The sequence below is a fragment of the Reichenbachiella sp. genome (genome assembly GCF_039941815.1).
In the GTDB taxonomy this organism is placed as follows: domain Bacteria; phylum Bacteroidota; class Bacteroidia; order Cytophagales; family Cyclobacteriaceae; genus Reichenbachiella.
Genome location: NZ_JBDVDW010000062.1, coordinates 224,110 through 238,921, shown reverse-complemented (window position 1 = coordinate 238,921; position 14,812 = coordinate 224,110). Strand labels below are relative to the sequence as shown.

General features: G+C 42.4%; 10 protein-coding genes. All 10 read right to left on the bottom strand.

The window, feature by feature from the left end; all coding sequences use genetic code 11:
* Nucleotides 1–6: 6 nt before the first annotated feature.
* Entirely contained in the window at nucleotides 7–2,094 is a 2,088-nt protein-coding gene (locus ABJF11_RS16755) for a DUF3352 domain-containing protein (protein WP_348121223.1), read from the bottom strand.
* Nucleotides 2,095–2,188: 94 nt separating this feature from the next.
* Nucleotides 2,189–2,959 carry an SH3 domain-containing protein gene (locus ABJF11_RS16750; protein WP_348121222.1) on the bottom strand — a complete coding sequence of 257 codons (771 nt, stop codon included), beginning with the start codon at nucleotides 2,957–2,959 and terminating at the stop codon, nucleotides 2,189–2,191.
* Between the two features lie 156 nt (nucleotides 2,960–3,115).
* Complete coding sequence (gene pbpC, locus ABJF11_RS16745; protein ID WP_348121221.1) at nucleotides 3,116–5,413, bottom strand: penicillin-binding protein 1C; 2,298 nt, start codon at nucleotides 5,411–5,413, stop codon at nucleotides 3,116–3,118.
* Between the two features lie 31 nt (nucleotides 5,414–5,444).
* The gene (locus ABJF11_RS16740; RefSeq protein ID WP_348121220.1) at nucleotides 5,445–10,865 is read right to left on the bottom strand and encodes an MG2 domain-containing protein; all 5,421 of its coding nucleotides are present in this window, start codon (nucleotides 10,863–10,865) and stop codon (nucleotides 5,445–5,447) included.
* A gap of 124 nt (nucleotides 10,866–10,989) precedes the next feature.
* Nucleotides 10,990–11,355 carry a diacylglycerol kinase family protein gene (locus ABJF11_RS16735; RefSeq protein ID WP_348121219.1) on the bottom strand — a complete coding sequence of 122 codons (366 nt, stop codon included), beginning with the start codon at nucleotides 11,353–11,355 and terminating at the stop codon, nucleotides 10,990–10,992.
* Nucleotides 11,336–12,079 carry a DUF1361 domain-containing protein gene (locus ABJF11_RS16730; protein ID WP_348121218.1) on the bottom strand — a complete coding sequence of 248 codons (744 nt, stop codon included), beginning with the start codon at nucleotides 12,077–12,079 and terminating at the stop codon, nucleotides 11,336–11,338. The genes ABJF11_RS16735 and ABJF11_RS16730 overlap by 20 nt, the downstream gene beginning before the upstream one ends.
* 98 nt (nucleotides 12,080–12,177) lie before the next feature.
* A complete protein-coding gene (locus ABJF11_RS16725) occupies nucleotides 12,178–13,089 on the bottom strand; it encodes a TIGR01777 family oxidoreductase (protein WP_348121217.1) in 912 nt (303 codons plus the stop codon).
* A 10-nt stretch (nucleotides 13,090–13,099) separates the two neighbouring features.
* Nucleotides 13,100–13,468, bottom strand: coding sequence for a hypothetical protein (locus ABJF11_RS16720; RefSeq protein ID WP_348121215.1), 369 nt, complete (start codon nucleotides 13,466–13,468; stop codon nucleotides 13,100–13,102).
* A 73-nt stretch (nucleotides 13,469–13,541) separates the two neighbouring features.
* Nucleotides 13,542–14,036: an ArsR family transcriptional regulator gene (locus tag ABJF11_RS16715; protein WP_348121213.1), complete on the bottom strand. Its 495-nt coding sequence runs from the start codon at nucleotides 14,034–14,036 to the stop codon at nucleotides 13,542–13,544.
* A gap of 341 nt (nucleotides 14,037–14,377) precedes the next feature.
* Complete coding sequence (locus tag ABJF11_RS16710) at nucleotides 14,378–14,797, bottom strand: c-type cytochrome (RefSeq protein WP_348121211.1); 420 nt, start codon at nucleotides 14,795–14,797, stop codon at nucleotides 14,378–14,380.
* Nucleotides 14,798–14,812 lie beyond the last annotated feature (15 nt).

Genomic DNA, 14,812 nt, shown 5'->3' with positions numbered 1-14,812 from the left:
ACGATGTTAGTCAACCCGCTCGCCTTTTTTGTACTTTTCCTTACTTTCCAGCTTACCATCTACAGTATAGTATTTCCAGGTGCCTTCTTTTAGGTCGTTTTTGTACTTTCCTTTCGTTTTTAACTCACCAGAAGGGTGATATTCAAAATAGCTACCATGTTTAAGGCCATCTTTTATTTCCAGCTCGTACTTAGGAGATCCTTCTTCGTACGCTTCCGTCTGTTTTTTGGCGGCCAAATCTTCTACTTCTATTTCCTGAATGACAATTTGCTCTCCCGGGTCCATTTGAAAGAGGCTATCAAGGTTGATCTCCAAGCTAGGAAATGGAATGGCATGAGCGAAAATATTGTCCGGGTCAAACCCTTCAATCGAAAGCAACAATTTCGTTTCAAACATTTTTCCAGCTGGAGATATGTTGAATCCAAACTGCGGAAAATGAGAAATCATATTTCGTTTGGACTGAAGCAGCTCTACTGTTTCACTATCCAGGATTCCTCCATTACTCTTGCCCAGCAATTCCAACTGCATATAGAGAAACGCACTGTGTTGGGTACCCAGCAGGTCAGAGAACTCCTCATAGGCAGGCACGTTGGCCAGCGTGGATTCATCGAGCCATTGATCAATCATTCTCCTAAGTACTTTGGGTCGATCAGAAAATATCACAAACTGATCGATGATGGCGTAGTAGGGGCGGTCATACTTTGTAAAGAGCTTGCCCAGGATCAGGTTAAATAAACCTTTGACCGCCATATAATTGATTTCATGATTACGGTAGCTCACCGTTTTAAAACGCACCGGAGTTTTTCTTTTTATCTGATGACTGAGAAAAGACATTTTCTCCTTGGCCAGAGTAGCACTTTTGGCCTTGAGGATGAAGGCAGTTTCTGACTTGTCGTTCATTTCAAACTGCACCAGAGCCAGCTCATCATCTATCCAGCCTGCGAGGTCCTCTTCAAGGGCAATTCCTAAAAACTTCTCAGTTCGGGCGGTATACGACTGATACGTCTCACCAGACTCAGGATCATTGGACAGCTGGTCGACTAAGGCTACATAGAATTCTTGAAACGAATCGAATCCGAGGCTCATGTAGACCGACGTCTTGGCTGGTAGTACTTTGGCAATGTCCGTCCCTCCTGTACCTGCTTGCGGGAATAGATTGAGGTAAGTAAATAGGCTGTCGTTGTAGTTGGAATACCCTTCGAGCAGCAGCGATTCCTTGTCCACATTGAAATAGAATCCGCTGTAGCGAAACGGGAGTGATTCTTTCAAACTCTTAATTTCGTCCGGACTCACGATTTTCCCAAGATGGGTATAAAGCGATTCGTAGTTGACATAGATCCGTACCAAACCTTCACCGAGCACCTTTTTTCGAATATCTATAAAGTCGAAAGTTCGGGTAAGTGATGCTTCATTTTTCGATAAAATCGACTCCTCCACCAGGGTATGGGTAAAGGAGGCGATCAGGTAGTTGTTTTCGAAGGCAAAGTACAAAGTCTCCTTTGAGTCCAGGTCTAGTTTTTCATAAATCACATTTTCTTTGAATGAGCGCTTGGAGACATGATCCAGACTGGTCATCCAGGTTTGAATTACCCCCAGACCTTCCAGGTCAAATACGAAAAGCAGATCCGTTTGATCGGATCTATACGGGTGCCCCGATATATATATGGTGCGATTGGTCAAAAGATCCAATGCCTGGTCAAAGTCTGTCAACGTCTCTTCTAGTTCGGTCATCATTTGCCCATACTCCTGCCACTCCTCATCACCTTGTAGCAGATCCCATATTCTGGTTTGATTTACTTCAGACCAAAGTTTGTAGGGCTTGTCTGTCTCCAGGATATAGAGTGCATTATCAGGAATTAGCCCTAGTGGGTGGATTCGTGGCCCGGCTACTTCCGGATTGATCAGCTTATAGACCTTCCATGCACCAAGGAGGAGGGCTGCCAGGATTATTAACCAAACTATTTTTTTGACAATACTCTTCTTTTTTTGAACAGGAGTAGAGATGGGCTGAGTTGAAGATTGATCTTCTACCGATCTGGAGTCAGTAGGCTCCACTGGCTGAGAGTCGTCTTGGGGTTCGTTTTCTTGATTCATTTTTCAGCGCTGGTAGGTGAGCATAAAGTAGGCTCCATACTTGAAGTTAATTCTTATATGGAGCCTTGATTTTGTTTAATCGGTCCGGTAGAGACTAGTTGATAGAGTCGGTAGATTCTTCTTCAATGGCTACATCTTCCAACTCAGCTTCTACATCCTCTTCTCCTATGCCTTCCATTTCCATAAGAGTGGTCTCTAGCTCCAGGATAAATTTAGAGCCGGACAAATCACTATTGTTGATGATATCGTTGAGCGCTTCCCTTCTTTTGTCCTCGTCTTCTATGGCCAGCGCCTCAAGTGCGAATTTTGCTCCAGCGATGTCCACTGCCTCGAAAGAGATATTTTCTGACTTTACCCAGCCTTCGTCCATCCACTTAGCGCCAGATCTTCGTCCTTTGATTTTCATCCAGTCTTCTTGTACTTCGATACTCGATACGATATCCATCATTTTAAATACTTTCTCTGTTTTGGTCAGTAGGTCAGGTCTGGAATACATGTTGATGTCGGTGACAACTACGGCAGGCTTGGCATTGTTGACTATGAAGTCACTAATAGCCCAGCCTTCTTTTCCATCATTGAGCAATACATAAGCGTATGTTTTTTCATCTACAGTCGAATCTTTGCCCAGATAGGTCAACGACTCCCCTACGCTCAATCTAGTTACATACTTACCATCTTTTGCAGGGGTGGCACGCACCACTATTTTGTCCCAGATACAGACTGCTGGTGAGGTTAGAGGTTCGGTCACTTCCTCTACAGAAGCGTCTTCTGTAGCAGCAGTAGTAGAGTTCTCAGTATTAGATGAGCAGCTCATGAGAAAGAAAAAGGAGGCTGTGAATAAGGTACTTAGAATATTTTTTGTCATAGTTCTGTTGAAATGATTAGCTAATAGCCCCAAATATATAGACTGTATCACTAATCCACCAATTGCGAAAATGTAATTGACAATAATGGGCTAAAGATGCGGAAGTGTGACAGCGAGATCGATCTGCCCAAACTATTGATTTTGAGAATTGAATCTTCAATTCAGAATGACTGAAAAATCAACTTGATCCCTGTTTCCTTCTGCATCCACCACTGTGAGTTTGTGACGACCAGAAGTTAGACCCAATGGAAATGTAGGTTTGCCAATGGTGCTGCCCAGATAGGCTTCATCGAGATACCAAAAAAGCTCCCTTTTAGGGAATCTGGAAGCAACTTTACCTACTAGCGGTTGATACCCTCCATCAAAATCCTTTGGAATAAATACATTGGCCCTAGCTAGGGGGTAGATGATTTGGAGGATATTATGTTCTTGAGCCGTAGGACAATTGGGATTGTGCTGTGGGATATTCGGAAGTAGGGTACCCTTATTTCTCAAATAGTGTCCCACATCCGGCGGATAGATCAAAACCTTGCTTTCGATATGATGACGGGTCCAGCAATGCGAACAAACTGCATATTTATCGTTTTTATCAGTAAAAATGGTCTTATGATAAGGGCACGTTTTTAATGGTTTCATCTGCCTTGGCGCAGTTGCCATTTCGGGGTTTGGACAATTAGACGTAGCATAAAACCCAGTTTCACTGCAGATTTTGACAGTTGTTCCGTATCCTGTGTCAAACCATTTTTTCTTTGGGTTGGTAGGCAAACTATTGAGGATATTGAACATCAACGGCCCTGCACTGCGCATACCTGAAAGCGCTTTATTCGAAGAGCCATCAAAGTTTCCTACCCATACGATAATGGTCCAGTGAGGCGTGCATCCCGCAGCCCAAGCATCTTTATGGCCGTAGCTGGTACCGGTCTTCCAAGCAATTGGTTTTTGTGAGCTGTATTTTTTCCAGTAGAATTCTAGCCCAGGACGAATCAATTCTTTCATCTCATCCAATACCAACTGACTGGCAGTAGCACTTATCAATTTATTCCCAGATTCAGGAACACGGCTTGGCAAATAACTGATAGATTTAAAATTGCCTGCATTGGCTAGACCCATGTAGAGCTTGGCCATGTCCCACGCTGACACTTCTGCGCCTCCGATAATAAGGGGTAGCCCGTAGTCGTCTGGATTTCTGAATAATGAGCTTACACCTGCAGACTCCAGCTGATTATAAAACTTATTGACACCATAGGCATTCAGCAACCTGACTGCAGGAATGTTAAGTGAATGAATGAGCGCCTGAGAGGCTGGCACTATTCCTGAAAACTCCTCGGAGGCATTGCTTGGAGAGAAGCTGCTGAAGTAGGTCGGCACATCTTTGATAAGCGTCTGGGGTAAAATTAGCCCATCGTCGATAGCAAGAGCGTAGAGATACGGTTTGAGGATGGAACCAGAAGACCTAAACGCTCGCACTCCATCTACTCGCCCGAGGTTAGGCAAATCATCGAAATCTTGAGAGCCCACATAGCTGACCACCGAGGAGGTGGTATTGTCGACGACCAGTGCACACACATTTTTCACACCGAGCTGCTGCATTCTGCTTGCATGCTGTTTTACAAAGAAGTTAGTTTCATATTGGATGACTGGATCTATAGTGGTGATGACTACATCCTTCTGGTTTTCGGCATGGATTCGCTCGGTCAGGTGTGGCGCTGCCAAAGCGAAAGGTATAATTTCGCGTGGGACCTGCTCAAGCAATGATAATTCATAGGTCTCCTCATCTATGAGTTCTTTTTGAAGCAGTTTGAGCAAAAGGAAGTTTCTCTTGTGTTCTAGCCGGTCGTCATTCTTTGATGGAAAAACCATGCTAGGTGCATTGGGTAACACGGCAAGAGTGGCCGCTTCGCTCCAGGTGAGTTGTTCTGGCTTTTTTCCAAAAAAACGATAGGAAGCGGCGGCATATCCACGAATGTTGCTTCCATATGGTGCATGGTTTAAATAATCTTTTAAAATGGAAGTCTTGGATTGTCTTACTTCAATTTTTATTGCCAAAAATATTTCGGCTAGTTTATTAATGATTGTGCGCGGTTGATTTCTTATCATCCTAGCCAGTTGCATGGTGATCGTGCTACCGCCACTGACTACTTTTTGATGTTTAGTATTGAGGTAAAGTGCTCTGCACAGCGCATAAAGATTGAAGCCTGGGTGGTAGTCGAAATACTGATCTTCGAAGGTCAGAGCGGCTACCTGTAGCTTTTGTGGAATCTCCTGCTGGAGATGAGGAGGCAGACACCACTGCTCATCATGATTGAGAAAGACACGTAGTATGGAACTGTCTTTAGCCAGAATAACCTGACTATAGTCTCGTGATAGTCTGCTGTCCCCTAGTGGAAGGAGTAAGTAGATACAGAAGATCATCAAACCGGTAGCCGGGAGCGAGTATGATAGTTTCCTTCTCATGATTTCATGATCTTCTGCAGCTTAGCATTTTTTACTGACCTTCCACTACTTTCACTGGTATGGTCGGTCGAGTAGCTATATAGTCATTGTCATACATGGCTTCGCAGCGAGCACCAGGTAGCTGATAGCTGCCCTTGGTGATGGCATTTACCTTTACTACGAAATCGAGTGGGCGCCCTTTTGACAAGTCAAAAAACCACATGATTCTATCATCTCTGATGTCTAAATAATCTTCATAGCCTGTGTTCCAATTTCTCATCCAATCGGGCAGGATTTCATCTGACAATCGTGTGTTTTCTATCTCCCATCCTGAAGGTAGTAGCTGCAAAAGAGCCACTTCATCGATTCTTGGGATAACGCTTTCATTAGAAATCTTATAGTGGCCATAGAAGGTCATGCCTTGAGTCACCTCGCCGATTTTGATGTTTTCTCCGTCTTCGTTGTACCAATTGACAGACATCGAAATGTTGTTGTGTTGATATCCTGTGGTATCAATCATAGGCACTCCATTGTACGACAGTGTGGCATATAATTGAGGGACGGTGAGATCTTTATCCAAGGAGACCGTCAGCTGTTTTCCATAGCCTTTGTTGATGTAGTATTGATATTTATTCACTGATTTGATGGTTTCCTTTTTGCCATTAGGAAGCAGAAGTTCACCTTCAATAATTAAATCTTCGGCTGCCGTAATTCCAGCATAGTTGAAATAGCTGCCTATACCGAGTAGCATTTGTCCAGTGGATTGAGTGGAATACCAGTGATTGCTGGATAAAGTTTCGGCAATATATTTAGCCATGAGAGCTGCATTTTCATCTCTCTCAAGCAGAACTAAACATTTTAGTATGAGGCCTAAGTCGCGATTTTGGGAACCATAAGTATGGCTAAATTCTTTGTATTCTTCTACATTAGTACCGACACTATCAATCAGGTTCTGCACTTTGTCTATTGCCCCTGCGAGCTTGTAGGAAGTAATGAGTTGCCATTTCTGAACATTGTTCAAGTCCTGATAGTTGTTTTGCTTTATGAGATTCATCTCTTGCAGAGGAGCCTTATTGGCTTGTGCCAAAACAAAGCACCTGTTTACTCGAGTCATAAGATGTTTCTTTTCTTTATTGGGGTAGCGAGCGGCGCGTTCCATATAGCGAATAATTCCGTCGTACATCGCATCAGAGACCACATAACCTTGGTTTCGGGCCTCTATCAAAAACTGACCAGCATAATTGCTTCCCCAAGCCGATGCTTCCGTACCACCTGGCCAATAACTAAATCCTCCATCTGCCAGTTGGAATAGCCGGAGCCGGTCTATGCCAGCATTGATGTTTTTATCTATCTCCGCTGCTCTGTGCCGGTCATAGCCCAAAAGACTCTTCAGGGCAAGCTGAGGAAAGACCGATGAGGTGGTTTGCTCGATACAGCCATATGGATACCTGATGAGATACTCAAGACGGTGCATAAAATCCATATTGGGAAAAAGCGAAAGATTTATTCTGGCATTATTGGTACCATCCATGCCCATTTTTGGAAGATCAAAAGTGACACTTTCACCAGATTTGACAATCTTTTCAGATTTGTCGTAGATTCTGGGTGCACTTGGAGAAACCGGGACATCTGCCTCGAAGAAGCTTTCAGCAGTGGCTCCTTTGCAGCTCACCATTATTTTGGCTTGGCCTACAGCTGCTTTTACTTTCACTTTAAATTTGAAGAGCTGATCGTCCTCTGTATTGAAGGTGTGTTTTATTGATTTTTTGCCGATGACTTCCAATGGACCTTCAGTAGTCATAGTAATATCCACGTTTCCGATGTTCTCCTTGGTCGCAAAAACATTCACTGGTATTTCAAACTCATCACCAGGCTTCAAGGCACGAGGGATGGTAGGTTGTACTATTAGGTCGCTTTTCACAGGCACAGTTTTGTCCGCTGTACCGTATTTATTTCCATTGGCGGAGATGACCATGACTCTGACTGAACCTACATAGTTGGGCATTTCAAAGTTCACTTTTGCCTTTCCGTTACTGTCCGTCATGAGCGGGCCTTTAAACATGCAAATAGGTTTGAACCGTTTTTTCTTTTTGAATGGATCTACTTGTGACTCTCTGTAGTCCATATCACCTCCAATGGAAAATGTTTTGAATACATCGCTCTCGTTTGCCCCTATGACATGACCGAACAAGTCGTAAGTTTCTACTTCGAGTCTGATTTTTCTAAAGAAGGTTTTCCATGGATTGGGCGTTTGAAAGTTGGTCAGGTCAAGTAGCCCCTCATCGACAACCGCTACAGTGAATTGTGTTGGTTTGCCATCATGGGTACTGATATTTACATCGAAGAATTCTTTAGGTTTCAATTCATCGACCATGGCGATATGGAGGCCCTGTTTAGTGTCGGGATTTATGACTTGCAGTGGCAGGATGCCAAACATTCGAATCGGACGGTCATTTTTGGTCTGCGAATGTTCTTGCAATACTGTAATTGTAACATAGGCATTTGGCACCATCGACTTGGATATTTTGAGTTTCACTCTCATTTCTTCTTGTTCAGAAGGCGTGATCCACTTATTGATCAAAATCTTGTTTCCACGCTCTACAGTCATCAAAATATTGCCTTGTTTCGGCGAGGGGAAGGTGATAAGAGCCTCGTCACCTACCTCATAAGTCTCCTTCTCTGTTCTGAGAGCCAGTGTACCTGCATTCAGATCGCCAGATGGTATGCCTCCGTAGGGGTATGCGCTTACGAACATGCTTGAAATATGTCCTTGATTAGTGGCGTCTTGAACCTCTATGAGATACTGCCCTCGTTGTGAAGGTTGGAAGGGAATAGTTGTGTTGGGTTTGCCAGAAGAAACGATGCCTTCTTCGAGCAGATAGGAGTGCTGGTCTGACTTGAATCTAAGCTTGAAGTTTTTAAAATTGTCGTATTGGTACCACCAGTGAGAGTCGTTTCGATAGATCCTATAGACTAGCTCTCTGCCTGCTACGGCCTCGCCTTTATGGTTCACCACCACCACAGGGATGTCATTTTTACTATTGATTTTAAAATAACGGTGTCTGGATTTTATTCCGACATAGTGAGAAAAGGGGTTGACATCTACAAAGGTCCAAGCGTTGTTTGGACGACCGCCTTCTTCCTGAACAGTGGCTGTGATTTTCGCTTTTAGTGGTGACGGTGCCTGTTTTAGGTTGGGGATATTCCAGGTGATTTTGGCCTTGCCGTCAGCATCAAGATTACCACTCTTTATTTTGGTTTTAATATTCTTGAATTCAATGTACTGATTGAAGAAGCTGTATTCTTTGTATTTCGGAAATGCCTTAGATTGATCGAATATTTCCACTTCTGCTTCATATGGGAGTCCGTCAGCCGAGGCGCCAAAGAGATATCGACTTTCCACTTCTATTGGCATACTTTTATGCTGAGGCAGTATGGTTTTCTTGTCTGACGTGACTTTTACCTTTAGTCGATTGGCTACCACAGTCTCGACTTTTAGTGTGTGATAAAAATGCTTGTTGCCAATACTAACTTGGGCATTCCAGTTGCCTGTAGGGTCGTTTTGGTCAGTGCTAAACTTGAAATTGTAAAATCCATCAACTGCACTAGTTTGTTTTTGTTCAACAATAATCACCCCTTCAGGGCTATAGAGCTTAAATCGTGCGGGGGCATCACCTGCTGAATTATTATTGTGGCGTATGATACATGAAAGATTGACTGTATCTCCAGGTCGGTAAACACCTCGTTCGGTGTAGATATACCCCTGAGTTTCTAATTCTCTGGAGCTGATTCCGCCTACCTCGAAGCCGGAATTATTCCATTGCATTTCTCTAGGTTTGATCAGACTGATTTGTCCGTTTTTCTCGGCACGGATTAGTCGGTTGTTACGAGTGGTCAAGGTGACTTTCCCTTGGTCGTTGGTAACACCACTTGTACCATTGTTATAATTTGGAATGGTAACGGTGACACCAGCCATCGGGGCACCTGTCTTGAGATCGGTGGCGAAAATATCCACCTTACTCTTACTGTGTCGCTTCGCGATGAGACCAATATCACTGATGGTAATGGGCTTGTAGATTTGTCCCTGCTTCTGAATGTAGGTCAGCTCGTCCTCATCTATAGGTACCAGTACATCATTAGGGTTGAAGTTGATTCTAATCAGATATAGTCCATTTGAAAAATCTGAAAGCACATGATCGAGCGCCAGATTGTGAATGAGCCATTCGTTCTTTTCCCCACCGATTTCCAGTGTTTGGTTGTAGACTATCGCTCCAACAGTGGAAATGTATGATTTACGAAAATCAGAATTTCTGTTCTTGGTGCTCTTAATATTTTCATTGTTGAAAAATTGCTCAACGTTTTTATCAAAAATTTTCTTTACCTCCACGTGTACTCTCGATAAGTTGGTGGTAAGAAACTGCAATCTTTTATTATTGCTGGTCGGCATAAAAATACCGCCACTGGCAAATTCTACCTGGGGTTGGATATCTGAGAACTTGATGGTCTTGGAAACCGCCTGTTCTGTTTTTGTACCCCACTTACTTTTAACTCCCTGTGCTACTGTTACTTGATATTCGCCACCAAATTTAAAATCACCGTCAAGAACAATATGCTTTCCCAGTTGCTGGGATTTGAAGTCAGTTTCAGGGTTGATGGTGATAAATCCATCTAGGCTCTGCTGTATGTCCAATTGATCCGAAAATTTTAATAGCAGTTTAGGCTGCTTACCTCCCTCATCGAGATCAATGCCAGATAGCTTTAATTTTTGAAGCGGTACTATTTCCACTATTTTTTCTAAGGATTCGATCAGGCCCAGTTCACCTTTGTCCATTCTGAAGGTGTGTTTTTTAATGTCTGCCTGACGTTTGATCGGATCACTGATAAAACTAAAATCCCGATCTCCTTCTTGATTCCAGTTTACTGGAATGGATGAGAAATCTGTAGCCTTTTGAATAGATTCCAAGCTGGTTTTTTGCAGAAAAGAAACCTTTCCTCGATACACCAGAAGTTGGGGATTGGCAGGGTTTTGCAATTCTAATTCAGCACTAAACGCGTCGATGGATTGCCCCTCTACATAAAATTTTAGGGCAAGATCATCGACTTCAAAATCTTTGGGAACCGATTTTAGATCTAGTATTCCGGTGTAGTTGACTCTAACCGGCCATGGTTTGCTGGGTGAAAATTGGAGCACATTCTTTTTCGTCCATTTGGCGGACCCCTGAACAACAGGGTTGAAGCTAAAGGGGTTATCGATTTCCTTGTTTAAATCAGATTCATGTACGACGGGGTCTACAAAGGTGATCACAACCTTTGCATCTGGTGAGATCTTACCTGCGGTCACCTGACTAATAATTTCGGCGACCTCTGTGGAATACTTTACCTCAACGGTATCAGCAATTTCATTTTTTGGACTAGAGCATGAACTAATCAGAATCAAGTAAATAAGAGGTATGAAGAAACGCAGAGTTTTCATGGGTAGAGAGTATTATGGATAATTTTTTTATGGAGGCCGAAAATAACAAAACGAGCGCAGAATATTGGCTTTAATCTAAGAACTCGTTGTCAAAGGATACGTCGAATCTTTTCAAATCAGCGCTCTAAACGGGGAAGCATATGAGTATTAATCCTACAATCAGTGCTGCAATAGAAATGAGTAGGACTGCCCCAGCAGACACATCCTTTACCAGCCCAATTTTCTTATCAAATCTTGGTTCTACCTTATCTGCCAATTTTTCCAATGCGGTATTGAATGCCTCTGCCATCGATATCAAACCGATGAGAATAATCGCAATAACCCACTTGAGAATACTAAAGTCACAGATAAAACCAATTACCACAAGAATAAAAGAACAGATCAGCTGAATTTTGAAATTGTTTTCTGATTTGATCAAATAAGCTATTCCGCGAATAGCATGTCTGTAGCTCTGCCAGTTTTTTTGGATACTATTTATGATTTTGAGCATAGCTTAATGAGTGATGAACTAATAAATAAGCCAATAGCATCAATGAGCTATAGGCGATTGTCATTTGAATGGCTAATGGATTCGTGACTTGATGCATGGCATCCAATAGCAAAGTCATGGGTTTGGTTGCAAGATCCCAGCTATTCCAGCGCTGCACTCGACCTAGATAAATACCAAATCCAGAAAGAATCATACTTGATATGATGATAAACCAAGAGTTAGTGATCGAAACGACCTTTTTGAGCTGTCTATGGATGACTTTGAGTGAATACAATCCAAGTATGAAACCTGTAAGGGCAAAGGAGAATAAAATTAGCGGGTCTATCCATTCATGTGGAAGTCGATTATTGAGATGCTTGAGATCCGTGATCAGATAGGGCGCATTTGGGAAGAAGAGCAGCCAGCCAAAAAATAATAATGCACAGATCATTTTATTGGCATGAGCGATGGGACGCCGGGCCCAATGTTTAGCGATGAGGAGCGGAATCCAAGCCAAAAATAAATTCCAATTGAGGAACAGATAGACCAGGCTCGACTGGCTAATAGATCGATAGGTGGTTGCTAAAAGGCAAAACCCAGATAGAATGGCTAGCCAACCCATAGGATGAGTGAAAAGTTTTGAGCGATTCATAAATGCTAAAGTATATTTGATTGGTCTCCAGAACGGACTCTCTGCCTCAGTCAAGGCTGGAAGTATCATTTTGATCTTTAGGTTTCTTTTCATATAAAAGTACTTTGAATTACAAAGTAAACGAGAAAAGAATCAATAGGTTATGACTTGAGCAATATTTAATGTTATCTAAGGTCCAACTGAGTGAGCATTTAGCTGCACAGCTCTGCTAGTGCTTTGTCGATTTCTGGGTAGCTGAACCGGAATCCTCGGTCAGTCAGCCGTTTGGGGACAACTCTACGACTTTTTAGCACAAGTTCGGTTTCAGTACGGATGATAAGTGCTCCTATTTCCAACAGCCATTTGGGTGAGTTGATCCCGAAAGGTATACCTAATGTACCTCGAAGTGTTTTCATGAATAGTCGATTGGTAATAGGATTGGGAGAGGAGGCATTGACCACACCTGATAGACCTTCATTTTCTATAATGAAATCGACAATATTCACAAAGTCCTTTTCGTGAAGCCAGCTGACATATTGTTTGCCACTGCCTTGGCGACCGCCGATTCCTAGCCTCGCCAGGTTTTTAAGAGGCGATAGCGCTCCACCATCTTTGCCAAGCACTATGGCGGTGCGAAGAATTACCTTTCGAGTGTTTGGGATATCGATATTATTGAAAATGTCTTCCCATTTTTGGCAGACATCCACAGAAAACCCATCGCCAATTTCTCCTGACTCCTCATCCATTTCTCGGTCTTCGGCATGCCTATAGATTGTAGCAGAGGCCGCATTGATCCATAGCTTGGGCGGTCGATCAAGACCCAAAATAGCCTGACTTAGTATGCTTGTTGCACCTAGTCTTGAGCTGTATATTTTCTTCTTATTTGATTCAGTATATCGGCAATCCACAGATTTTCCAGCGAGGTTGATCAGCATTTCGGCTCCATCTAGACTTTGACACCATGTGCCCAAATGTGTACCGTCCCATTGAATATATTTAATGTCGTTGTGCCGTGCGGAGGTCCTTCTGGTCAAGATGATTACCTGATGACCTTGTTTGGTAAAGTGAGAGGCAAGACACTGGCCTAGAAAGCCAGTGCCGCCTGCAATTATTATTTTCTTCATCGAATGTTGATTAATTAGTTTGGAATGCGAGGTCTTCTTGAGCTCTCTTTCTCAATTTGAAAAAAACGAACAGATTAAAAAAGTGCATCCCACCAAGAATCAGAATGATGGCACCAAGTTTTGTGCTCAATTTTTCGATAACCATTTGGACAGTGATGATTTCAGTCATTATCTGCAAAGTGTAAATAGCGTATCCGACATTGACCAAATAAAATCCGACGATCAAAAGATTATTCACACTATCAGCCAAAGGTTGATTACCATGGAAGATATCGACCAAAAATAAACGCCCATTCTTGAAAAGGGTATTGGCCACACAAATGGTGATTGCGATTGTAATCGGAATGTAAATGAGGTAACTAATGATATTGTAGTTCATAATATAAGTGTTTGATAATTATATATATTTCATAACTTTCAGAAAATATTGAAAGGTTAGATTAAAAAAATATTTACATTTTCATGAGTAGCTTATAAAACCAGTTTTGGTCTGCTTTGGTGAATTTGTCCAGCACCCCGTCTACTTTTAGAGAGAAGTCTTTTAAATCGCTCGTCACCTTTTTGAATTCTTTGATTTTCTCATCGTTGCCATCAATATCCTGCACCTGGTTTAGTACTTTAATAATAGGTTCTATTTCCCTCCTTCTTCGTTCTTTGGATACCTGCCTGGCCAGCTCCCAAATATCTTTTCCGGCGAAAAAAAACTCCTTTCTTTCACCAATTCTATGCTCTTTTTGTACAATTCCCCAGTCCATAAGAGCACGTAGGTTCATGTTTACATTGCCTCTGGACATTTGAAGTTCGTCCATTACCTCTTCGGCTGATCGAGGCTCAGTAGAGATCAAAAGCAAAGCATGAATCTGTGCCATAGCTTTATTGATTCCCCAACTGGATCCTAGCGTTCCCCAGGCTTGAATGTACTTATGTTTGGCTTCTTGATAGTCCATGTGTGTGGCAAACGTAGTTAAACTTATTAAAGTTTCAAATATTATTGAAAGTATATTAACTATAAATACCACAGTCATCCGACCATTACCTAAAAAAATGGCATAAAAAAACCCGACCTCATTTTGTTTTGGGATCGGGCAGAATATCGCATCAGTGTCTGATTATTTTCGCCCGGGATTTAGTTCGATATGTATATTCTGCACCATCATAGTTTTCCTGTATTAGGATTTAATTGGAGCATGAATGCAAACCAATCTCTGGTTTCCTAGCAAATTAAGACTTGACAATGGGCTAATTTAGAATTATTCTTCTCTTATGGAAGATCTAGAATACCTTAACATCATTCCAAGGTTCTGAAGTATTCGAGGATCTTCAGGGCTTCTTCCTCACTTAGATTCATGTCTGGCATTTCTACGCCATTTACCCGTTCGGCGAGAATCTTTGCGATAGGGTCATTCTGAGCCATCTCCTTAGGGTTGAGCATCATATTCATGATCCACTCAGGTGTGCGCCTTTTGGTAATACCCCAGTGGGCAGGACCCTCCATTTGCTTGATTTCATTATGACAAACTCTACAGAGCTGATCATACAATACCTGGCCTTCGGCGGCTATATTGGTGTTTACTGGTTGGAGATCAACTTGCTCAATAGGACCGATACCAATATTCTGCATAGGATCACAGGAATTAATTTGTGTGCACTGAAAACCGATAAATGGCAGTATGGTCAACAATAACGTAATTTTATAGGAAGTCTTCATGGTGATGAATATTTG

Bases quoted from the DNA above. Each gene is read 5' to 3' on its own strand.
- pbpC (WP_348121221.1), bottom strand. From the start codon at position 5,413: ATGAGAAGGAAACTATCATACTCGCTCCCGGCTACCGGTTTGATGATC.
- ABJF11_RS16730 (WP_348121218.1), bottom strand. From the start codon at position 12,079: ATGAAAAGAAACCTAAAGATCAAAATGATACTTCCAGCCTTGACTGAG.
- ABJF11_RS16750 (WP_348121222.1), bottom strand. From the start codon at position 2,959: ATGACAAAAAATATTCTAAGTACCTTATTCACAGCCTCCTTTTTCTTT.
- ABJF11_RS16715 (WP_348121213.1), bottom strand. From the start codon at position 14,036: ATGGACTATCAAGAAGCCAAACATAAGTACATTCAAGCCTGGGGAACG.
- ABJF11_RS16755 (WP_348121223.1), bottom strand. From the start codon at position 2,094: ATGAATCAAGAAAACGAACCCCAAGACGACTCTCAGCCAGTGGAGCCT.
- ABJF11_RS16740 (WP_348121220.1), bottom strand. From the start codon at position 10,865: ATGAAAACTCTGCGTTTCTTCATACCTCTTATTTACTTGATTCTGATT.
- ABJF11_RS16735 (WP_348121219.1), bottom strand. From the start codon at position 11,355: ATGCTCAAAATCATAAATAGTATCCAAAAAAACTGGCAGAGCTACAGA.
- ABJF11_RS16725 (WP_348121217.1), bottom strand. From the start codon at position 13,089: ATGAAGAAAATAATAATTGCAGGCGGCACTGGCTTTCTAGGCCAGTGT.
- ABJF11_RS16720 (WP_348121215.1), bottom strand. From the start codon at position 13,468: ATGAACTACAATATCATTAGTTACCTCATTTACATTCCGATTACAATC.
- ABJF11_RS16710 (WP_348121211.1), bottom strand. From the start codon at position 14,797: ATGAAGACTTCCTATAAAATTACGTTATTGTTGACCATACTGCCATTT.